Raw genomic sequence first — 22,189 nt, 5'->3', positions numbered from 1 at the left:
CCTCAGATGTGGTAGATGTCGATGACCTGGTGGATGTAGTCGTTCTTCAGCACGACCTTCTTGCGTGTGATCAGCGGTTGGTCGGCGCTGATGTCCAGGCGGTAGAACGAGGTGCCGAAATACGTATCCGTGGTCTTGTAGCGATGACTGAGCGTCTGCCAGTTGAAACGCAGTTCCACGTTCTGGCCGTCATCGGCCAGCACTTCGAGGTTGGTGATGAGGTGTGCGGTGCGCGGCTCCGGGGTACTGGCGCTGGAACGCTCGGTCTTGATCCGGAACACGCGGTCTTCCAGGCCGTCGCGGCTGGGGTAATAGATCAGCGAGATTTCGCTCTGGGGGTCTTCGGTCAGGGTGTCGTGGTCGTCCCACGCGGGCATCCAGTACTCGACCTTGGGTGAGTAACATTCGAGCCATTCGTCCCACTGGCGGTCGTCCAGCAGGCGGGCTTCGCGGTACAGAAAGTCCAGCAGGCGGTCACGGGAAGCGCTCATGACAGCACCTCCTTGTCCGTGGCGATCAGGCCTTGTTGCTCCCGCTGGATCGCACGTTGCAGGCTTTGCGCCCAATGGGCGTGCTGGCGAACAAACAGGCCTTCATCTTCGGTTTTCACGCCGCTGAGCTGCGGGTTCATGCCCATGGCCCGGGCGTTTTCGTCAGGGCCTTCGACCCACTGTTTCGCGCCGCGACTGAGGTCATTCCACAGGGTGGTCGCGCCCTGGTAGCCGGTCTGGCAGGCGCGGAATTCTTCCAGGTCGTCTGGGGTACCCATGCCGCTGACGTTAAAGAAGTCTTCGTACTGGCGAATCCGCGTGGTGCGTTCCTCGGCACTTTCGCCCTTGGGCGCCATGCAGTAGATGGTGACTTCGGTCTTGTCGACCGCAATCGGCCGCACCACACGGATCTGCGTGGAGAACTGGTCCATCAGGTACACGTTCGGGTAGAGGCACAGGTTGCGGGTTTGATCGACGATAAAATCGGCACGCGCCTGGCCCAGGCGCTCGGCCAGCGCCTCACGGTGGGCATGCACCGGGCGCACTTCAGGGTTAAGCAGGCGCGTCCACAGCAGGATATGGCCGTGCTCATAGGCGTACACGCCGCCCAGGCTTTTCGACCAGCCATTGGCGTCCACGGTACGGGTGCCCTCGGCTTCGTAGTTGCGCCGGCCCATGGTCGCTGAGTAGTTCCAGTGCACAGAACTGACGTGATAGCCGTCGGCGCCGTTCTCGATCTGCAGCTTCCAGTTGCCGTCGTAGACATACGACGAACTGCCCCGCAGCACCTCCAGGCCCAGCGGTGCCTGATCGACCATCTGGTCGATGATCACCCGGGTTTCCCCCAGGTAATCGCTCAGTTCCGGTACTGTCTCGCTGAGGCTGCCGAACAGAAAGCCGCGGTAGTTTTCGAAGCGGCCGAGGCGCTTGAGGTCGTGGGAGCCGTCACAGTCAAAACTGTCGGGATAGGCGCCGGTCTTGGCGTCTTTCACTTTGAGCAGCTTGCCGGCGTTGCTGAAGGTCCAGCCGTGGAACGGGCAGGTAAACGAGCCTTTGTTGCCTTGTTTACGGCGGCAGAGCATGGCGCCACGGTGGGCACAGGCGTTGACCAGGCCGTGCAGCGTGCCTTGTTTATCACGGGTGATGACCACGGGTTGGCGGCCGATCCAGGTGGTGAAGTAATCGTTGATCTCTGGCACCTGGCTTTCATGGGCCAGGTAGATCCAACCCCCTTCGAAAATGTGCTTGATCTCCAGGTCGAACAGGTCCGGGTCGGTGAAGATGTCGCGGCGGCAACGGAACACCCCGGTGGCGGGATCTTCCTGGACGGAGTCGCGCAATTGTCGGGCGAGTCGGTCGAATGTGCTGATCATGGGGTAGGCCCTCGGTTGTTCTTGTATCAGGCCCCTCCACCTTATGTGCTTGCCCTACCCGTCAATATCCGCTGGCTGCAATTCGTTATCCGCCTGGCGCAAGTCGGCGCTTCCAGGTGTAGGAAGGCAGCTCGCCAAAGCGTTTGCGATAGGCCTCGGAGAAGCGTCCCAGGTGCACGAACCCGTGGTCCAGCGCCACCTCGGTGACGCTGCGCGCGCTGCCCCGCAGCAATACCGCGTGCACCCGCTCCAGTTTGCGTTGGCGAATATAGTCACGTGGCGAAACGCCGACCTGGCGTTCAAACAAGGTATACAACGAGCGCTCGCTGACCTTGGCGATGGCCATCAGTTGTTCGATGCTGATGTCTGCAGTCAGATGTTCCTCGATAAACTCGCGCACCGCTTCAAAGCCGACGCGTTGATCCGGCCGGGGCATCACACGCAGCACATTGCTGCCTAGCAGCGCCAGCAGCTTGTTGGCCACGACACGTTCATACAGGCCTTGCAGTTCGGGCTCTGCGGCATTTTCGGCTTCGTGGCAGATCAACCCCAGCAACGGCAGGAATCCGCCCATTTCGGTCAGCACATGGCGCGTCGCCGCGAACCGGATGCCATCCTGGGGCAGCGTCCAGTGCTGCTCCAGGCAGGCGTTTTCCAGCAGGCGAACCGGCAGCTTGATGATGAATTTTTCGCAGTCCGCGGAATAGGTCAGGTCCACCGGGTCATCCGGGTTGATCAGCAGGATTTCCCCCGGCCCGAATACCTGCTCCTCGCCACGGGCGGCCGAGCGGCAATGGCCGTTGAGCAGGATCTGCAGGTGATAAATCGTTTGCAGCGCGACCGACGTCACCCTGACTGGAGCGCCGTAGCTGATACGGCACAGGTCCAGGCTGGAAAAGGTCCGGTGGCTGATACTGGCCTGCGGGCGCCCCTTCGGGGGCAAGCGGATGCGGTGGCTGCCCACATGCTGGTTGACATAATCCGACACCACATAGGCATCGGCACGATCAAATATCTGGCTGCGCTCACTCAATAGCACGGTCATGGTTGCGCCTCTTTTATTATTATTGGCCCCTAAAGCCCTACTTCAACGCAGGGTGATGCCGGGGATGCAGGCCGTCCAATATTCAATAGGTGTGGCTTCATACCCCGAAGGTATCGTGGTTCACTTTCGCTGCAGCACCGACTCACCCGCCCGGGGCGGCAGCCGCAGGTTATCCAGCAACGCCACGCCCGCGATCACCGCCACCCACAGAAACGTCAGCTGGAAATCGGCGGTCGCGGCCTGCCCGGTGTTGCCGTGTAAATTCATGGCAAAACGTAACAACAGTGCGCCAATCGCCACGCCCATGGCCATGCTCAGCTGGAAGAACATGCTGAACAAGGTTGAAGCGTCGCTCATCTGCGCCTTGGGAATATCGGCAAACCCCAGGGTGTTGAACAAGGTGAACTGCATCGAGCGTGACAGGCCGCCCACGAACAGAATGAACAGGATCAGCGCCCAGCTCATGCGCTCATCCAGCCATGCACACGCCGCAATCGCCAGTACGCCAAGGATGCCGTTGATCATCAGCACCGGGCGGAAGCCCCAACGTTGCATGACCGAGGTGGTGAAGGGTTTCATCGCCAGGTTGCCCGCGAAGACCGCCAGCACCAGCAACCCCGCATCGAAGGCAGACAGCCCGAAGGCCAGTTGAAACATCAACGGCAGCAGGAACGGCAAAGTGCTGATGGCCACCCGGAAAATCGACCCGCCGCACAGGCACACACTGAAGGTGCGCACGCTCACCACACCCAGCGCCATCAACGGCTGGGCATGCCGGCGCATATGGCGCCAGGCAAAGGCACCGAGCATCACGCCCGCACCGCTGAGTAACAGGCCCTGTAACAAGCTGCCACGGCTTTGACCGAGCAGTTCGACACCGTACAGCAGCGCCGCACTGGCCACGCCCACCAGCAGGAAGCCCCTGAAATCGAACGCCCTGGAATCGACCTCGTCATGCTTGGGGATCAACATCCGCGTGGCGATCAATGCCAGCAGGCCCAGCGGCAGGTTGAGGTAGAAAATCCACGGCCAAGATGCGTGAGTGACGATAAAACCGCCTACCGGCGGCCCGAGTATAGGGGCCACCAGACCAGGCCAGGTGATAAATGAAATCGCCCGTACCAGGTCTTTTTTCTCGGTAGCCCGCAACACCGCCAGGCGCCCTACCGGCACCATCATCGCCCCGCTGATGCCCTGCAACACGCGCGCGGCGACGAAGGTCTGCAGGCTGTCGCTCAAGCCGCACAACAATGAAGACAGGCTGAACAGCACGATCGCCCAACCGAACACCAGGCGCGAGCCAAAGCGGTCCGCCAGCCAGCCGCTGATGGGAATGAACACCGCGACGGCGAGCATGTAGGCGCTCATGCCGATGTTCACGTCCACCGCGCCCACGCCGAAGGTCTTGGCGATGTCCGGCAATGCGGTGGCGATCACCGTGGCATCGAGGTTCTCCATGAAGAAGGTGACGGCGACCAGCAAGGCAATCAAGGTTGAGCGGCGTTGGGACATCGACGTCATTGCGGGTCACTCACGATTTTGAATCGGCACTTTATCAATAAGTGCGTCCTTTATGGTCCGCGAAATGCCTGCCTCACAACGTGGCGCCCGGTAACGAATTGCCCCGAATTGGTGTGCGCGTTTACAAAAAACGGCTCTCTCACGCGTCAAAACCCATCAAAAACCTCGCAAGACTCTTGGTTGGCACGATAACCGCTTACTAGCTAATACAGGATTGTTGAACAATCCAAATCACCCCCTGTATCCAGCAACCGAGGCGACGAACATGCAAAAAGGTCTGACGGGCAAGAACACCATGCGCACCCTGGGGCTAGCGATCACCCTGGCGTGTGTGGCGCCGCTAGTGTCGGCGGCCGAGATCAAAGGCACCCTGAAACCGGGCGAGCTGTCGATCGGCTCTGACCTCACCTACCCGCCTTACACCTACCTTGAGCAAAAAACTCCCGCCGGTTTCGACCCGGAGTTCATGCAGTTGATGGGCAAGCAGTTGGGGGTGAAACCGCGTTTTCTCGACACCCGTTTCGCCAACCTGATCCTCGGCGTCAACGCGCAACGTTTCGACGTGGTGGCCTCGGCGCTGTATGTCACGCCCGAACGCGCCAAGCAGGTGGATTTCCTCAGCTACCTGAAGACCGGTTCTTCACTGATGGTGCTCAGCGCCGGCGACTTCAAGCCCCAGCGCCCGGAAGACTTGTGCGGCAAGCGCGTCGGCTCGATCAAGGGCGCCTCCTGGGTGCCGAAACTGAACAAAGTCTCGGCTGAATACTGCCTCCCAGCGGGCAAGCCGGCGATTGAGTCCCGCGAGTTCCCGACCTCGCCGGAAGCCGCCCAGGCCCTGCTGGCCCAGGCGGTCGATGTGCAGATGGAAGACGCGGCGGTGGCCAAGATCACCGTGGAAAAACTGCTAGGCAAGACCGTGATCAGCTCCAACGAGTTGATCTACCCGGTGGTGGTCGGCCTGGCCGTGCGCAAGGAAAACCCAGCGCTGCTCCAGGAACTCACCGGAGCCCTGAGCCAGATCAAGCAGGACGGCAGCTACGGCAAGCTGCTGGCGCGCTACAACCTGGCCGAGCCGAACGCCGCCGAGATCAGCGCGGCACTGGGTAACTGAAACACGGAGCACACGTATGCAATTCGATTGGCACTACACCCTGGGCCTGTTATGGAACGGCGACTTCTGGCGAGCCGTCGGCACTGTGGTTGAACTGAGCCTGGAAACCTGGCTGCTGGGCATTGTGCTGGGGTTTTTCCTGGCGCTGGCCCGGCAGTCGGAACGCCGTTGGCTGCGGGACTCCGCCGGCGTCTACATCTGGTTCTTCCGCAGCCTGCCGTTGCTGGTCCTGCTGATCTTCGTCTACAACCTGCCGCAGGTGTTTCCGTCCACCAGCGTGGTGCTGTCCAACCCTTACTCGGCGGGCCTGATCGCCCTGGTGCTGAGTGAGGCGGCCTACATTGCCGAGATCCATCGCGGCGGCCTGCTGGCGGTGGTCAAGGGCCAGCGCGAAGCCGGCAAGGCGCTGGGCGTCGGTTATCGCGGCGTGCAGCGCTTGATTGTGGTGCCCCAGGCGCTGCGGGTGGCACTGCCGACCCTGGCCAACGAGTACATCACCATCGTCAAGCTCACCTCGCTGGTGTCGGTGATTTCGCTCTCGGAAATCCTGCTGGTGGGCCAACAACTCTACACCCAGAACTTCCTGGTGATGGAGACCATGCTGGCCGTGGCGTTCTATTACGTGTTCATCGTGACGGTGTTCAGCTGGCTGTTGCGCGTGCTGGAAAACCACCTGGACGTGACCCGCCGAAAACCCAAGGCCATCGCCCCCGCCGAACTCGACGGGGTGGCGACACGGCGCGCAGCCGGCCAGGCCGAACCCGGCGAGTTCGCCTTGCAGGCCCGCGCCGTGCGCAAGGCCTATGGCGGCCTGGAAGTGCTCAAGGGCGTTGAACTGAACGTACGCTGGGGCGAGGTGGTGTCGATCATCGGCCCGTCGGGCTCAGGCAAGACCACGCTGATTCGCACAATGAACGGCCTCGAAAGCCTGGACCGGGGCGAAATCACCCTGCAAGGTCAGCCCTTCCTGCGCGGTACCCGGGAGCCGCAAGGCGCACTGGGCCACAAGGTGCATATGCGCGGCATCGTGCAGGTGGGCATGGTGTTCCAGGGGTTCAACCTGTTCCCGCACAAAACCGCGCTTGAGAACGTGATGCTGGCGCCCGTCTACCATGCCCATGGCGGCGGCGAAGAACTGCGCCTGTTGAGCCTCGCCCTGCTGCGCAAGGTGGGCATGCTGGAGCACGCCGGCAAATACCCGCACCAGTTGTCCGGCGGCCAACAGCAGCGCGTGGCAATTGCCCGGGCCCTGGCGATGCGGCCTTCGGTGATGCTGTTTGATGAGCCCACCTCGGCCCTCGACCCGGAACTGGTGGGTGACGTGCTGGCGGTGATCGAAGAACTGGCCCGCGAAGGCATGACCATGGTCATCGTCACCCATGAAATGAACTTCGCGTTCAGGCTTTCCGATCGCGTGGTGTTCATGGAAGGCGGCGAGATTATCCAGGACGCCGCACCCCGTGACATGCTCGAACAACGCAGCGAACGCATGACCAAGTTCCTCAAAGACGTCCAACTGGCGTGAGCCCAAGGAGCCCCACCGTGAGTCAAGCCAAGGAACCCAGCCTGTCGCTGGCCGACCAGGTTGCCATCGAACTGCGCGAAGACATCATCGGCGGCCGCCTGCTGCCCGGCATGCCGCTGGTGGAGAGCGAGCTGGTCAACGCCTACAACGCTTCGCGCAACACCGTGCGCGAAGCCTTGCACCACCTGGGCCGTGAAGGCCTGACCAGTTACGTGCGCAATAAAGGCGTGATCGTGCGCCGCCTGGGGGTGGATGAAGTGCGCGACATCTTCAAGGTGCGGCGCACCCTGGAGTTGCAGGCGATTGCCGCCAGCAAGCCGCTGCGCGAGTACCAGTCCGACCTGATGCTGGAAGCCATCGAGGCCGCGCAACTGGCCCAGGACCGCGAGAACTGGCAAGCCTTCGGTACCCACAGCCTGCGGTTTCACCAACACATCGTCGGGCTGATGCGCAGCCCGTTGCTGGACGAGTTTTTCACCCATATTGCGGCCCAGATGCGCCTGGTGTTCTCCAACGCGCCCAGCGAGGAAACCTTCCAGAGACCCTGGCTGGAACGCGACCGGCAGATCCACGACCTGTTGGTGGACGGCCACAAACAAGCCGCCGGCGAAGCCCTCGCCAGCTACCTCAACGACTCCGAATCGCTGCTGCTGGACATCCTCAGCAGCCACCCAAAACCCTGAAGCGAGGACCCACCATGTACAAGGACTACCCAGCCGCCTACCAAGTCAGCAAAGGTGCTGCCTTGCAGGTCGACAAGGCTTTCTATGACCGCGTGCGCGAGTCCCGGGATGGCCGCACCCTGATCGAGCAGTTCGAAGTGCCGATCCGCACCGGCCGCGCCTGGAAAGTCCCGGCGGGCCATGTGGTCCGCGTGACCACACCGGTTGGCCCGCAGGTCGGCGACTTCAACGTGTGGAGCGCCAACGACCCCCGCGAACGCATGTGGGCGGCGCGTACCCGCCAACTGCAAGGCGCCCACGTCACGACCTACGACCGCCTGTGGTCGAACCTGCCGTTTTTGCGGCCGATGGTCACCATCACCGACGACAGCCTGGCCGACTACGGCATCGACGAGCACGGCGGGCGCCTGCACGACTTGCTGGGCACGCGCTGCGACCCTTACGTGAACAAGATGCTCACCGGCGAAGACTTCCACCACCACTGCCACTCCAACCTGACCCGTGCGGTGCTGCCCCACGGCCTGACCGAGTTCGACGTGCACGACGTGCTGAACATTTTCCAGTGCACCGGCCTCAATCACGACGACATGTACTTCATGAAAGCCTGCCCGGCCAAGCAGGGTGACTACCTCGAGTTCTTTGCCGAAATCGACCTGCTGTGCGCCCTCTCTACCTGCCCCGGTGGCGACCTGTCGCTGCCGATGTGGGGGCCGGACGCCGAAGACCCGCTGAAGGTCTGCCGGCCGCTGGGGGTTGAGATCTACCGCCTCGACGACGCGCTGCTGGAGGGCTGGAAACAACCCGAGCGCGCCGCCTATAACGGCAACCACGGCCTGTTGATTCCCAAGGCTGACTGGGAGAAATAAGCGCCGTAAGAAAAGAGGCACCCGGGGGCGCCTGCCCCGGGTGTCTTGCCCTCACTCCCCCTCAAGAACCGCCCCGCCCTGCCGAAAGCCTTTGTTCATCGAGATTTCGTCTATCGCAAGGAAGGTTCATGAAACGCATCGCGGTTGTTGTCACCCTTGGCCTGCTCAGTGGTTGCAGCCTTCAGCCCTCAAGCACCGTCAGCCATGGCCAGGCACTCTTTGGCGACATGCTCAAACAGCCGCCGCTGGCGGATTCGGTCATGCGCGATGGCGACCAACTGAGCTACCAGGCGCAAATCGTGTCAGCCAAAACCGCAACCACCCCTGATATTGCGCAGATTCGGGCCTCGTGCAGCACGCCAGCGGCAAACCTGCTGTTCGTCGAGTCTCCCGGCACCCTGACCGCCAGCGGTCAGCCCGAACGGTTCACGGTGATGCGCGACCTGACGGCGGCGGTGGTCGTTAATCTGCAACAGAACCCCGGCTTTATCGAAGCCTGTGCCCGCACGCCCCGGCCGGACTGGCGCGTGGTCAGAGGGGCAGCGAATGAGCGCTGGTTGTTGATCGACCGTGCCAGCCTGAAATCCACCGGTGATCAGTTGCAGTTCTGGGGCGCGTTCGACGAGCCGCATATTCTGATCAACAAGCAAAAGAAGATGCCGTACGTCCAGCAGCGCATGCGTTTGCAGGCCAGTTGCAGTCGCCAGAGCTATCGCACCCTCGCCACCTTCGGGCTCACGACCGACAATCTGGTGACGTTCGGCCAGACGCAAACGGCGCCCCAGGACCAACCGTTCAGCGCCGCCGACGCCGATACGCAGGCCCTCTTGAACGCCGCCTGTACGCCCTCAACGGCACTCGAGCAGCTACCGGTTGCAACGTCCCGCACCCAGGTCCCCCTGACCGTAACGCCGCCCGCCATCCCGGCGCCGGTGCTCGACGCCATCACCGCACTGGGCCTGCCCAACGCCAACAAGCCCTTGCATCACCTGGTGCAGCGCAGCGAATTCGGCGTCGGCAACGTGCAATCCGAGTTGTTCATTGAACCGGATACCCGAAGCGCACAAGTGCATGTTCGTGAAGTGGGCAAATACTCCACCACCCAAAAAGTGATGTTTCGCGGGCTGTTCAATCTGAATTACCAGGCCGAATCCAAAAGGGATGGCCTGACTATCTCGTACGCCAGCAACGTTGAAGCACTCAGTTTCACGGGTGACTGGAAACAGATGCCGGTGGGCGCCACCCTGGGCTTCAGTCTGAAAGAGCTGAACCGCAATACGGCCGAAGAAGACCGGGTACTGCCGCGTACCGATTCCTGCGTGGTCAAGCGCGAACTGCCGGCCAGTAAGATCAACGCAGACCTGAGTGGCTCCGCCAAGGAACTGAGCTGTACCAGCACCGGCGCAAAACTCATCACCACCAGCACGGTGGTTTACCTGCAGGACTACGGCTACTTCTTTACCAGCAAGAACGACCTTGCCGGCCTGGTCAAAACCAGCATGACCCTGCTCAGGGCTGAATAAACCCTAGGCGCACTGGGCCATCCTTCGGCTCACGAAGCTGAAGGCCAGCACCACAAAAATCAGCACACCGGTGGCCACCTGCTGCCAGTAGAAATTCCAGCCGATCAGCAGCAGGCCATTGGCGATCACGTTGATAAACAACACCCCCAGCAGCGTGCCCGGGATATTCGCCCGGCCCTGGCGATTCAGCGTGGTGCCGATAAACACCGCGCCGATCGCGTTCAGCAGGAACGCATTGCCCGACAACGGCACATACGCGCTCACCGTCGAACTGAGCAGAATCCCCGCCACCGCGCACGCCAGCGCCGCCGCCAGCACCGTGGTGGTGACGATGCGCCGCACCGACAGCCCCGAGTAATACGCCAGCAACGGCTGGGTGCCCTGGGCCAGCAGTTCGCGCCCCAGGCGTCCACGGGCCAGCAACAAGCCGTAGACCACGGCCAATACCAGCACGATCAATAACGGCAAGGGCACGCCCAACAGGCTGAAGCTCGCCAGCTCCGGCTTGAAGCCTTGGGCGATGTAGATCGGCTGGCCGCCGTCCGAGAGCAACTGCTGGGCACTGGTGCCGATAAACAAGGTGCCCAGGGTTGCCAGGAACGGACTGATCCGCAGCCCCGCGATCAACCCGGCATTGAACAGCCCGACCAACAACCCGGCGGCCAACGCGCCAGCAATCGCCACACCCACCCCGTGCCCGGCATTCAGCAACACCACGAAGCTGAAACTGGCGAAATCCAGCGCGGTGCCTACCGACAAATCAATGCCGCCCGCCGCCACCGCGTAGGTCATGCCGATGGCGACAATCCCCAGCAGCACGAAGTTGTTCAGCACCAGGCTTTTCAGGTTGCCGCCACTGAGGAATGCGGGCGCCTGCCAGGCAAACACCAGCACGATTGCCACGAATACCAGCGGCAACGTCAGGGGCAACAGCGAACGCCAGCCGCCTTGCACCTTTAACGCTGTGACCCGACTCATGACCGCTCTCCCCGGTTCAATGCGCTGGAGGCCGCGACCACCAGCAAAATCAGCACGCCCTGCACACCGTTGACCCAGAAGCTCGACAGGTTGAGCAACTGAAATCCGTTGATCAAAAAACCGATCAACAAGGTCGCCAGCAAGGTCCCGGGAATGCTCGCCACCAGTCGCCGGGAAAACACCACCCCGAGAAAAGCGATCGCCACCACCGACAACAGCATGTCGCCGGAGCCCGTGGTGCTGCCGCTGAAAAAGGCGGCTGAACACAAGGCCGCCACCGCTGCACACAGCCCCGACAGCAAATAGCTGGAAAGCACATAGGCCGGCACCCGAATCCCGGCGGCCTCGGCAGCGTGTGGATATTCGCCGACGGCATGCAGGCGCAACCCGTAGGCGGTGTGCTGGATCAGCAACGTCAGCAGGAAGGCTGTTACCAGCAACACCCAGGCGAGCGCCGGCACGGCCAGCCAGGTCCCGCCGCTGAGCAGGTCGAGCAACGGCGAGTCGGTGGAAACCACGGTGTTTTCGGTCAGGACCAGCTCCAGCCCGGCCAGCACGTTCATGCTTGCCAGGGTCGCGAGCAAGGGTGGCAGGCGCAGCACCACCACGGCCAGGCCATTGAGCAGGCCGACCGTCAGGCCGCAGGCCAGGGTCAGCAACAGGCTGGCCCAAAGGTCGAGCCCGGCGTTGTTGAGCCGGCTGAACACCGCCGCACACAGGCCCAGGTTTGCCGCCAGCGACAGGTCGAGGCCGCCGGCCACCACGTTGGAGCCGCCGCCGATAATCACGCAGGTCAGGCCGAAGGCAAGTACACCGAGGATCGCCGACTGGCTGAACACATTGGCGATATTGCCCACCGACAGGAAGTTCGGCGCAGAGACGGCAAACCCCAACAAGATCGCGAGGAACACCCCCGCCGAACCACGGCGCAACAGCAGCACCCATAATCGCTGGGACAAACCCGGGGTAGCCGTTTCAAGCAGGGACATGCGCCACCTCCTGTTTCACCGATACGGATGCGGTGGGTAGCACCGCGCCCGTCGCACACGCCAGCAGTTGATCGCTGTCCGCCTCACCGGCCTGGAATTCGCCGGCAATCTCGCCTCGGTGCAACACCAGGATGCGGTCGCAAATGCCCAGCAGCTCCGGCAGGTCCGAGGACAACACCAGCACCGCAGCGCCCTCTTCCACCAGACGCCCGATCAGGCGATAAATTTCGACTTTGGCGCCGACATCCACCCCCACGCACGGCTCATCCAGCAGGTACACCGCCGAGCGCCGGCTCAGCCATTTGCCCAGGGCAACCTTCTGCTGGTTGCCGCCGCTCAACTGGCTGACCGCTGCCTGCGGGCCCGGCGCCTTGATTGCCAATTCATGGATCAGCCGCAGGCTTTCGGCCTGTTCCTGGCGTTTGCTCAGCACACCCCAGCGACTGAAGCGCTCAAGGCCAGCAAGCGTGAGGTTTTCCAGCACCGAGAGCAGCGGCGAAATCCCCTGGCTGCGGCGTTCTTCCGGCACCAGGGCAATCCCCTGGGCGATGGCGTCGCCAGGGGAACGCAGGCGCAACAAACGACCCTCCAGATGAATGCTGCCGCTGTCGGCACGCACCACGCCAAACAGGGTCTTGAGCAAATCCTTGGCACCCGAGCCGACCAGCCCGGTCAGGCCGACGATTTCGCCCCGGCGCAGTTCCAGGTCGACCTGCCGGTAGCGCCGGGCCAGGTTCAGCCCGCGCACTTGCAGCAACGGCTCGCCGGGTTCGACCTGCGCCTTGGGGTACATCTCCTGGACGTCGCGATTGACCATCAACCGCGCAATCTGCGCGCTGGAGGTGTGCCGCGGCTGCACCACCGCCACATCGCGGCCATTGCGCAATACCGTCACCTCATCGCACAGGCTGTCGATTTCCTGCAGATAGTGGGAGATGTAGAGGATCGACAAACCCTGGTCCCGCAAACGCTTGACGATCCGCAGCAATTGATCGACTTCACGCTTGACCAGGGCCACGCTGGGCTCGTCGAACACCAGGATCTTCGGCTGGCGAATCAATGCCCGGGTGATTTGCAGCACCTGGCGTTCAGCGCTGTTCAGCTCGCCGACCAGTGCGCCGGCCGGCAGTTGCAGTTCAAAATAGTCGGCCAGCAAGCGCTCGGCTTCGCGCTGTTGCCGCCGCCGATCGACAAACGGGCCCCGGCGCAACTCGTGCCCGAAGAACAGCGCTTCGCCCACGGTGAAACTCGCCGGCAACAGCCGCTCCTGATGAATGAACTGCACACCCAGCGCGTCCACCTGGCGCGGCGAGAGCGAGGCGTACGACTGGCCGTCAATGCTCACCTGCCCCGAATCCGCCTTATGGATTCCCGCCAACACCTTGATCAAGGTCGACTTGCCGGCACCGTTCTCGCCCACCAGGCCGTGAATGGTGCCGCGCTCGACTTTCAGGCTCGCATCATCCAGCGCCAGGGTGGCGCCGAAGCGTTTGCGCAGATGCTGCAGGTGCAACGCCGCCATCAATCACCCCGCAATTGCTGGACCTGCGCCAGGTTGGCAGCGGTAGTCAGCAACGTCGGTACATGGGTTTCCTTGGGCAGGTCGCGCTGCCCGGCCAGGTAACGGGCGACGTTCTGCACTGCGGTCTTGCCGATCAGCGCCGGTTGCTGGGCCACCACCGCGCCCACCGGCGAGTTCGCCTGGCCAAGCAGTTCCAGCACTTCAGGCGTGCCGTCCACCCCGTAGGTCTTGATCTCGGTGCGCTTGGCATCGATCAACGCCTTGCTCGCGCCGAGTTGCGGAATGTCCCACGCCGCCCAGATCGCCGAGACGCTGCCGGCCGGGTACTTGTTGAGCAAGGCGGACACTTGTGAATAGGCATCCTGCACCGTGTTGGGGATCACATCCCGCAGCTCCGGCTGGATGATCTCCAGTTGCGGGTGATCCTTGAGCGCCAGCTTCAGCTGGTCGTAGCGAATCGCGCACACCGGCACGCCATAGAAGCCGTTGAACACCAGGATCTTGCCCTTGCCACCGGCGTCCTTGATCAACTGGTCGGCCAGGGCCTTGCCGGTGGCGACGTTATCGGAGGTGGTGTTGTTGAGGCTGTACTGCGAAGGCGCATCGATGGTGAACAGCGGGATGCCGGCCTTGCTGATGCGCTTGAGCCACGGGTCGATCACGCTGAGGGTGCCGAGGGTCTGGATCACGGCATCGGGTTTCTGGGTGACCACGGTTTGCAACTGGGTCACCAGATTCTTGTCATTGCGCCCGGCATCCAGGGTGATGGGCGTGCCACCCAGACGCTTGATCTCGTCGACCTGTGCCTGGAAGGCCTTGATATCGAAATAGTGACTGGTGCCGGTCATGCTCACGGCAATGCGCTTGCCGGCCAGGGACGGCACCGCGTCATCGCCCTCGGCGGCCTGGGAGATGGCGGCGTGGCCCAGCAAGAGCGCTGCGCCCAGCCAGATAAAACGTGAACGCGAGAAAAAGGTGCAAGGCATACAAGGCTCCGCTGAGCGACGGGTGAAAGGGTTCACCTGTGTGTATTGCAGAGCCCGTGCCACAAATAAATATCAATAAAATCAATCGGATGAAAACAACACTCGGTATTGCGCTGTCCCGCGCAAACCACAACTGTCCGACTGCTGTTGCCCAGCCAACAGTTGCGTCCACACCCCAGCGTTGCGCGCTGCACGATCATTCAATATCCGGCGGGACCGATGCGCCTAACTTAGGGCTCCGACCTAATGAAACCCTGGAACCTCCAATGCCTGCCACCTCCACCTCGACGAATTACACACCGATCAACTTCGCCAGCAAATACGCCCTGTTCAGCGAGCAATGGGCGCCCAAGGTCGTCGCGCAAATGAACGACTACCAGTTCAAGGTGGTGAAGATTGAAGGTGACTTCATCTGGCACGACCATGCCGACACCGATGAAACCTTTATCGTGCTGGAAGGCACGCTGCGCATCGACTTTCGCGATGGCGCCGTGACGATCGGCCAAGGGGAAATGTACGTGGTGCCCAAAGGCGTCGAGCACAAGCCGCACGCATTGGGTGAGGTGAAGTTGCTGTTGATCGAGCCCTGCGGTGTGTTGAACACCGGCACGGAAGGTGGGGAGCGCACCGCGATCAACGACGTGTGGATTTAACAGCGTCCGGCGTTACCTGTTTGGGCTAGTCTTCACGTGACTGTTTCTCAAGATCAGGAGCACGCGTGATGAATAGGCAGCTCAAGAAAACCTCAGCCCTCGTGATTACCCTGATGGCGTTGGTGGGCAACGCCTATGCTGGGGCTGGCGCCTGCCCGCCCACCAATGCCCTTAACGATGCTTTCAAAAAGACGCCGTCCGGCGAAGTGGTTGCCTACACCGCGTCCGGCCCGGGCGGTCAGCAATGGACCGGGCAAAACCCGATGACAGAGCAGACGGACCTGCACCAGGTCCAGTTCGAAAAGGCGGTGATCCAAAGCAGTCAGGGTCAGTCGTCTGTGGCATGCCACTACCTCGATCAGAACCATGAGCCGGTGAGCATGACCCTGAAAAACCAAGCCAACGCCAAGCCTGTTGGCAGCGCCTGGACAGGAAACGAATGCAAGGCAACCAACCCCACGCTGTGCACATTCGAATAGCAACCACCCTCGACAGTTTGCACGGCGCGCTGTTCCTTGCATCTTGCGCAACAGTCCTTTGTCATCAACGCTATTGATAGCTCCCTAACGAAACCCCCATCCTAGAGGGCTCGCTTTACGCTTATATCATTCCGAATGATAGTTACCTTTGTTTCATTCGATTTCTGAGATAGCACCCCGCCGAGCATGATCCGCCCATCTTAAATACATTGGCGGATGCACCTCATGGAACAGTCACTCAAACATTTGCGCTATCCCCTGGCCATTTTGGCCGTGATGGTGATGAGCGCGTGCGGCAAGACCCCAGAACAAGCGGCCGCCATGCCACCGAGCCACGTCAGCGTGGCCAAGGTGCTGGAACAACCGGTCAACGAGTGGGACGAGTTCACCGGCCGCCTCGAAGCACCGGAAACCGTGCAGATTCGTCCGCGCGTGTCGGGCCAGATCGATCAGGTAGCCTTTACCGAAGGCGCACTGGTCAAGAAAGGCGACCTGCTGTTCCAGATCGACCCGCGTCCGTTCCAGGCTGAAGTGCGCCGCCTCGAAGCACAACTTGCCCAAACCAAGGCCGCCGCCACCCGCAGCGATAACGAAGCCCAGCGCGGCGAACGCCTGCGCCAGAGCAATGCGATCTCCGCCGAACTGGCCGACTCGCGCACCACCGCCGCCCAGGAAGCCCACGCCACAGTGGCCGGGATCCAGGCGCAGTTGGACCTGGCCAAGCTGAACCTGAGCTTCACCCGCGTCACCTCGCCCATCAGCGGCCGTGTCAGCCGTGCCGAGATCACCGCCGGCAACCTGGTGACCGCCGATGTCACCGCGCTGACCAGCGTGGTGTCCACCGACAAGGTCTACGCCTACTTCGATGCCGATGAGCGCGTGTACCTCAAGTACACCGAACTCGCACGCCAGGGTCGCCGTGGCGCTACCACTCCGGTGTACCTGGGCCTGTCCAATGAAGACGGCAACCCGCACCTGGGCCAGATGAACTTCGTCGACAACCAGGTCAACCCGGCCACCGGCACCATTCGCGGTCGCGCCGTGTTCGACAACAGCAAGGGTGAATACACCCCTGGCCTGTATGCCCGCTTGAAGCTGGTCGGCAGCGGCACCTACTCCGCCGTACTGATCAACGATGAAGCCGTGGGCACTGACCTTGGCAAGAAGTTCGTACTGGTGATGGACGGCGACAAGCCCGCCTATCGCGCTGTGGAACTGGGGCCGAAGATCGAAGGCTTGCGCATCGTGCGCAGCGGCCTGAACAAGGACGACACGATCATCGTCAAGGGCTTGCAGCGCGTTCGCCCGGGGTCGCCGGTTGCGCCGGAAACCATCCCGATGGCCAGCAAGGAAACCCTCGCCGCCTTGGCACAACAACGACAAGCGCTTGAAGCCAGCAACCTGGAGCAAGTGGCGCCGGATAAAGCCGCGCCCAAGCTCGCCAGTGTCGCGACTCCACGCGGTTAAGGGATACAACTCAAGATGAATTTTTCCAAGTTCTTCATTTCGCGGCCGATCTTCGCAGCGGTGCTCTCGCTGCTGATCCTGATCGCGGGTGCGATCTCGCTGTTCCAGCTGCCGATCAGCGAATACCCGGAAGTGGTGCCGCCGACCGTCGTGGTACGTGCGAACTTCCCGGGCGCCAACCCCAAGGTCATCGGTGAAACCGTAGCCGCCCCGCTGGAGCAAGCGATCACCGGCGTCGAGAACATGCTGTACATGTCCTCGCAGTCGACCGCCGACGGCAAGCTGACCCTGACCATCACCTTCGCCCTGGGCACCGACCTGGACAACGCGCAGGTGCAGGTACAGAACCGTGTCACCCGGACTCAGCCAAAGCTGCCTGAGGAAGTGACGCGTATCGGTATTACCGTGGACAAGGCCTCCCCCGACCTGACCATGGTTGTGCACTTGACCTCCCCGGACAAGCGCTACGACATGCTCTACCTGTCCAACTATGCCTTGCTCAACGTAAAGGATGAGCTGGCACGCCTGGGCGGCGTGGGTGACGTGCAACTGTTCGGCATGGGCGACTACTCCCTGCGTGTTTGGCTGGACCCGAACAAGACCGCTTCGCGCAACCTGACCGCCACGGATGTGGTGACCGCGATTCGCGAGCAGAACCGTCAAGTGGCCGCCGGTGCCCTGGGTGCGCAACCTGCACCGAATGCCACCAGCTTCCAGTTGTCGGTGAACACCCAGGGTCGCCTGGTCACCGAGGAAGAGTTCGAGAACATCGTTATTCGCGCAGGCGACAACGGTGAAATCACCCGCCTCAAAGACATCGCACGGGTTGAGCTGGGTTCCAGCCAATACGCCCTGCGTTCGCTGCTCAACAACCAACCGGCGGTGGCAATCCCGATCTTCCAGCGCCCGGGTTCCAACGCGATCGAGATCTCCAACGAAGTACGCGACAAGATGGCGGAGCTGAAAAAGAGCTTCCCGGAAGGCATGGACTTCAGCATCGTCTATGACCCGACCATCTTCGTGCGTGGCTCCATCGAGGCGGTGGTACATACGCTGTTCGAAGCCCTGATCCTCGTGGTGCTGGTGGTGATCCTGTTCCTGCAAACCTGGCGCGCCTCGATCATTCCGTTGGTGGCGGTGCCGGTATCGTTGATCGGTACGTTTGCGGTGATGCACCTGTTCGGCTTCTCACTCAACGCGCTGTCACTGTTCGGCCTGGTACTCGCCATTGGTATCGTGGTGGACGACGCCATCGTGGTGGTGGAGAACGTCGAGCGGAACATTGAATTGGGACTGGAACCGTTCCAGGCCACCGAAAAAGCCATGAGCGAAGTGACCGGCCCGATCATCGCGACCGCGTTGGTGCTGTGTGCGGTGTTCATTCCAGCGGCCTTTATCAGCGGCTTGACCGGGCAGTTCTATAAGCAGTTCGCCTTGACCATTGCGATCTCGACGGTGATTTCGGCGTTCAACTCGCTGACCTTGTCGCCGGCACTGGCCGCGGTATTGCTTAAAGGTCACAACGCACCGAAAGACGGCTTCTCCAAGTTCCTCGACAAGTTGCTGGGCGGCTGGTTGTTCAAACCGTTCAACCGCTTCTTCGACAAGGCCAGCCATGGTTACGTCGGCACTGTGCGCCGAGTGATTCGCGGCAGTGGTATCGCCCTGTTCCTGTACGCCGGCCTGATGGTCCTGACGTGGCTGGGCTTTGCCCACACACCTACCGGTTTCGTACCGGCCCAGGACAAGCAATACCTGGTGGCCTTCGCGCAATTGCCGGACGCCGCGAGCCTGGACCGTACCGAAGACGTGATCAAGCGCATGTCCGACATCGCGCTGAAACAGCCAGGCGTGGACAGCGCCGTGGCGTTCCCCGGCCTGTCGATCAACGGGTTCACCAACAGCCCGAACAGCGGCATCGTGTTCGTGACCTTGAAGCCGTTCGACGAGCGTAAAGACCCGAGCATGTCGGCCGGCGCGATTGCCGGCGCACTGAACGGCAAGTACGCCGGCATCCAGGAAGCCTACATGGCGATCTTCCCGCCGCCGCCGGTACAGGGCCTGGGGACGATCGGCGGGTTCCGCCTGCAGATCGAAGACCGTGGCAACCTCGGGTATGAAGAACTGTACAAAGAAGTGCAGAACATCATCACCAAGAGCCGCACCACCCCTGAGTTGTTCGGCCTGTTCACCAGCTACACGGTCAACGTGCCCCAGGTCGATGCTGCCATCGACCGCGAAAAGGCCAAGACCCACGGCGTGGCGATCAGCGACATCTTCGACACCCTGCAGATCTACCTGGGTTCGTTGTATGCCAACGACTTCAACCGCTTCGGCCGGACTTACCAGGTCAACGTGCAGGCTGATCAACAGTTCCGCCTGGATGAAGACCAGATCGGTCAGTTGAAAGTACGTAACAACAAAGGCGAGATGATCCCGCTGGCGACCTTCATCAAGGTCAGCGACACCTCGGGCCCGGACCGCGTGATGCACTACAACGGCTTCATCACAGCAGAGATCAACGGCAACGCCGCACCGGGCTACAGCTCCGGCCAGGCCCAGGCGGCGATCGAGAAACTGTTGAAAGATGAACTGCCCAACGGCATGACCTACGAGTGGACCGACCTGACCTATCAGCAAATCCTCTCGGGCAACACCGCGCTGTTCGTGTTCCCGCTCTGCGTACTGCTGGCGTTCCTGGTGCTGGCCGCCCAATACGAAAGCTGGAGCCTGCCACTGGCGGTGATCCTGATCGTACCGATGACCCTGCTGTCGGCCATTACCGGGGTGATTATCTCCGGTGGCGACAACAACATCTTTACCCAGATTGGCCTGATCGTACTGGTGGGCCTGGCCTGTAAGAACGCGATTCTGATCGTCGAGTTCGCCAAGGATAAACAGCAGGAAGGCCTCGACCCGCTCGCCGCGGTACTGGAAGCCTGCCGTCTGCGTCTGCGGCCGATCCTGATGACCTCGTTCGCCTTCATCATGGGTGTGGTGCCTCTGGTGTTGTCCAGCGGTGCCGGTGCCGAGATGCGTCATGCCATGGGTGTGGCGGTGTTCTCCGGGATGATCGGTGTGACCTTCTTCGGTCTGCTGCTGACGCCAGTGTTCTATGTACTGATCCGCCGGTTTGTTGAGCGCGGTGAGGCCCGCAAAGCGGCCAAGGCCTTGAAGCTGGAGACACAGCAATGAGCGTGAAAGTATTTCTGCCGAGCTTGCTGGTACTGGCGCTGAGCGCCTGTGCCGTGGGCCCGGACTATAAAACCCAGCCACTGGAGGCGGCCAACGTAACGGCCGCCGCCGACGCCAAGCAGTACGACCACGCGAAGTACGAAGGCATCTGGTGGCAGCAGTTCGACGACCCGACCCTCAACCAGTTGGTGACTCAATCCCTGAACGGCAACCGTGACCTGCGGGTGGCATTTGCCCGCCTGCGGGCGGCCCGGGCGATTCGTGATGATGCCGCCAACGACGTGATGCCGGTGATCACCAGCCGCGTCAGCAGCGACGTGGGCAAAGGCCAGATTCCCGGCCAGACCACCAACCGCGTCAACAGCGAGCGGTATGACCTGGGCCTGGATATGGCCTGGGAAGTGGATTTGTTCGGGCGCATCCGCCGCAACCTGGAAGCCAGCGACGCTGACCAACAGGCAGCCGAAGCCGATCTGTATCAGTTGCAAGTCACCATGATTGCCGAGCTGGTGGATGCCTACGGTCAACTGCGGGGCGCGCAACTGCGCGAGAAAATTGCCGTTGCCAACCTGAAGAACCAGGAAGATTCACGGGGCATCACCGTCAGCCTGCGGGATGCCGGTGTGGGCGATCAGCTCGACGTGGTGCGTGCCGATGCGCGTCTGGCCGCTGTAGAAGCCAGCGTGCCGCAACTGCAGGCCGAGGAAGTGCGCGAGCGTAACCGCATCGCCACCCTGCTCGGCGAGCGCCCGGACAAGTTGACCGTGGACCTGAGCCCGAAAGACTTGCCGGCGATTGCCAAGGCATTGCCGATTGGGGACCCGGGGCAACTGCTGCAACGTCGCCCGGACATCCTCAGTGCCGAGCGTAAATTGGCAGCAGCCACCGCGCGGATTGGGGTGGCCAAGGCTGATCTGTTTCCACGGGTGAGCCTCAGTGGTTTCCTTGGCTTTACTGCCGGGCGCGGTTCGCAGATTGGTTCGGCGGCGGCCAATGCCTGGTCGCTGGGCCCGAGCATTACCTGGGCGGCGTTTGACCTGGGCAGCGTGAGGGCGCGGTTGCGGGGCGCGGATGCCGAGGCTGATGGTGCCCTGGCGACGTATGAGCAGCAGGTGTTGCTGGCGCTGGAAGAATCGGAAAATGCCTTCAGTGATTACGGCAAACGCCAGCAGCGCCTGGTCTCGCTGATTCGTCAGAGTGAGTCGAGCCGCGCCGCTGCCGATCTGGCGGAGATTCGCTACCGCGAAGGGACCGTGGACTTCCTGGTGTTGCTGGACGCACAGCGTGAGCGTCTGGCCGCCGAGGACTCCCAGGCTCAGGCCGAGGTGGATCTGTATCGCGGCATCGTGGCGATCTACAAGGCGTTGGGGGGTGGCTGGCAGCCGAGTACCACCATCGCCAGTGCCAAGTGATGTGATTTAAAGAGCTCCTTTGGTTGGTCGCATCCAGCCAATTTTTTGCCCCGTGCCCTCATTCGGTCGCGGGGCTTTTTTTTGGGCTGGGGGTTTGTGTGTATATCCGTTATTTGGGTTATGGCGGCTATTGGTTCCGCTCTTACAGCGGGTCACTTTTGAAAGGAGCCCAAAAGTAACCAAAAGGCTCTTGCCCCACCACTCGGCACCTCGCCTAGGCTCGGTGTGCCCTCACTCCGGCATTACTCCGCGGGCCGCCGCGACGGGGCGTCCCTGCCCCGTCGCGGCTAAACCGGCGTCCTGCCGGTTTACCCGCTCCGCACCACCTGCGTTCGGCCAGCGTGGTTTAACGGGGCGCCTAAGATCAAGA

The 22,189-nt window shown here is 61.9% G+C and carries 18 protein-coding genes; 10 read left to right on the top strand and 8 right to left on the bottom strand.

The genetic code is table 11. From position 1 onward, the window contains the following. Positions 1-2 precede the first annotated feature (2 nt). From benB to JFV30_RS12095, 4 genes are all read right to left on the bottom strand, one after another. Positions 3-491, bottom strand: a complete 489-nt coding sequence (gene benB, locus JFV30_RS12110; protein ID WP_010169459.1) for a benzoate 1,2-dioxygenase small subunit — start codon at positions 489-491, stop codon at positions 3-5. After that, entirely contained in the window at positions 488-1,864 is a 1,377-nt protein-coding gene (locus JFV30_RS12105) for a Rieske 2Fe-2S domain-containing protein (protein ID WP_201123930.1), read from the bottom strand. The genes benB and JFV30_RS12105 overlap by 4 nt, the downstream gene beginning before the upstream one ends. A gap of 85 nt (positions 1,865-1,949) precedes the next feature. Continuing rightward, positions 1,950-2,909 carry an AraC family transcriptional regulator gene (locus JFV30_RS12100; protein ID WP_201123928.1) on the bottom strand — a complete coding sequence of 320 codons (960 nt, stop codon included), beginning with the start codon at positions 2,907-2,909 and terminating at the stop codon, positions 1,950-1,952. A 120-nt stretch (positions 2,910-3,029) separates the two neighbouring features. Next, complete coding sequence (locus tag JFV30_RS12095; RefSeq protein WP_201123926.1) at positions 3,030-4,430, bottom strand: DHA2 family efflux MFS transporter permease subunit; 1,401 nt, start codon at positions 4,428-4,430, stop codon at positions 3,030-3,032. Positions 4,431-4,695: 265 nt separating this feature from the next. Between JFV30_RS12095 and JFV30_RS12090 the strand changes: the two genes are divergently transcribed. The 5 genes from JFV30_RS12090 to JFV30_RS12070 all read left to right on the top strand — a co-directional run bounded on the left by JFV30_RS12090 (position 4,696) and on the right by JFV30_RS12070 (position 10,138). After that, positions 4,696-5,541 (top strand): ABC transporter substrate-binding protein, encoded by an 846-nt coding sequence (locus JFV30_RS12090; protein WP_201123924.1) that lies wholly within the window; start codon positions 4,696-4,698, stop codon positions 5,539-5,541. 16 nt (positions 5,542-5,557) lie between these two features. Further along, on the top strand, positions 5,558-7,066 hold the full coding sequence (locus JFV30_RS33430; RefSeq protein ID WP_201123922.1) for an amino acid ABC transporter permease/ATP-binding protein: 1,509 nt from the start codon (positions 5,558-5,560) through the stop codon (positions 7,064-7,066). A gap of 17 nt (positions 7,067-7,083) precedes the next feature. Beyond that, positions 7,084-7,749, top strand: coding sequence for a GntR family transcriptional regulator (locus JFV30_RS12080; RefSeq protein WP_201123920.1), 666 nt, complete (start codon positions 7,084-7,086; stop codon positions 7,747-7,749). Between the two features lie 14 nt (positions 7,750-7,763). Then, complete coding sequence (locus JFV30_RS12075) at positions 7,764-8,615, top strand: urea carboxylase-associated family protein (protein ID WP_201123918.1); 852 nt, start codon at positions 7,764-7,766, stop codon at positions 8,613-8,615. A gap of 128 nt (positions 8,616-8,743) precedes the next feature. After that, positions 8,744-10,138, top strand: a complete 1,395-nt coding sequence (locus JFV30_RS12070) for a hypothetical protein (protein WP_201123916.1) — start codon at positions 8,744-8,746, stop codon at positions 10,136-10,138. Positions 10,139-10,141: 3 nt separating this feature from the next. On the opposite strand, the gene JFV30_RS12065 is transcribed toward JFV30_RS12070, so the two are convergent. Genes JFV30_RS12065 through JFV30_RS12050 form a run of 4 tightly spaced genes read right to left on the bottom strand, consistent with a single transcriptional unit; the run spans position 10,142 to position 14,613 of the window. Next, the gene (locus JFV30_RS12065) at positions 10,142-11,116 is read right to left on the bottom strand and encodes an ABC transporter permease (RefSeq protein ID WP_201123914.1); all 975 of its coding nucleotides are present in this window, start codon (positions 11,114-11,116) and stop codon (positions 10,142-10,144) included. Beyond that, positions 11,113-12,105, bottom strand: coding sequence for an ABC transporter permease (locus tag JFV30_RS12060; protein WP_201123912.1), 993 nt, complete (start codon positions 12,103-12,105; stop codon positions 11,113-11,115). The genes JFV30_RS12065 and JFV30_RS12060 overlap by 4 nt, the downstream gene beginning before the upstream one ends. After that, the gene (locus JFV30_RS12055) at positions 12,092-13,627 is read right to left on the bottom strand and encodes a sugar ABC transporter ATP-binding protein (protein ID WP_201123910.1); all 1,536 of its coding nucleotides are present in this window, start codon (positions 13,625-13,627) and stop codon (positions 12,092-12,094) included. Before JFV30_RS12055 ends, JFV30_RS12060 begins: the two co-directional genes overlap by 14 nt. Beyond that, on the bottom strand, positions 13,627-14,613 hold the full coding sequence (locus JFV30_RS12050; RefSeq protein WP_169388312.1) for a sugar ABC transporter substrate-binding protein: 987 nt from the start codon (positions 14,611-14,613) through the stop codon (positions 13,627-13,629). Before JFV30_RS12050 ends, JFV30_RS12055 begins: the two co-directional genes overlap by 1 nt. Before the next feature lie 266 nt (positions 14,614-14,879). On the opposite strand from JFV30_RS12050, the gene JFV30_RS12045 reads away from it, so the two are divergent. From JFV30_RS12045 to JFV30_RS12025, 5 genes are all read left to right on the top strand, one after another. Further along, positions 14,880-15,266, top strand: coding sequence for a cupin domain-containing protein (locus tag JFV30_RS12045; RefSeq protein ID WP_169388311.1), 387 nt, complete (start codon positions 14,880-14,882; stop codon positions 15,264-15,266). A gap of 68 nt (positions 15,267-15,334) precedes the next feature. Continuing rightward, a complete protein-coding gene (locus JFV30_RS12040; RefSeq protein ID WP_201123908.1) occupies positions 15,335-15,745 on the top strand; it encodes a DUF3757 domain-containing protein in 411 nt (136 codons plus the stop codon). Between the two features lie 225 nt (positions 15,746-15,970). Further along, the gene (mexE, locus tag JFV30_RS12035; RefSeq protein WP_010169483.1) at positions 15,971-17,212 is read left to right on the top strand and encodes a multidrug efflux RND transporter periplasmic adaptor subunit MexE; all 1,242 of its coding nucleotides are present in this window, start codon (positions 15,971-15,973) and stop codon (positions 17,210-17,212) included. Between the two features lie 15 nt (positions 17,213-17,227). Next, complete coding sequence (locus tag JFV30_RS12030; RefSeq protein ID WP_201123906.1) at positions 17,228-20,407, top strand: efflux RND transporter permease subunit; 3,180 nt, start codon at positions 17,228-17,230, stop codon at positions 20,405-20,407. Continuing rightward, a complete protein-coding gene (locus JFV30_RS12025) occupies positions 20,404-21,819 on the top strand; it encodes an efflux transporter outer membrane subunit (protein ID WP_169388308.1) in 1,416 nt (471 codons plus the stop codon). Before JFV30_RS12030 ends, JFV30_RS12025 begins: the two co-directional genes overlap by 4 nt. Positions 21,820-22,189 lie beyond the last annotated feature (370 nt).

Origin of the sequence: Pseudomonas sp. TH32 (assembly GCF_016650855.1) — a bacterium.
Classification (GTDB): domain Bacteria; phylum Pseudomonadota; class Gammaproteobacteria; order Pseudomonadales; family Pseudomonadaceae; genus Aquipseudomonas.
This window is presented reverse-complemented; position numbering and strand designations above follow the sequence as displayed.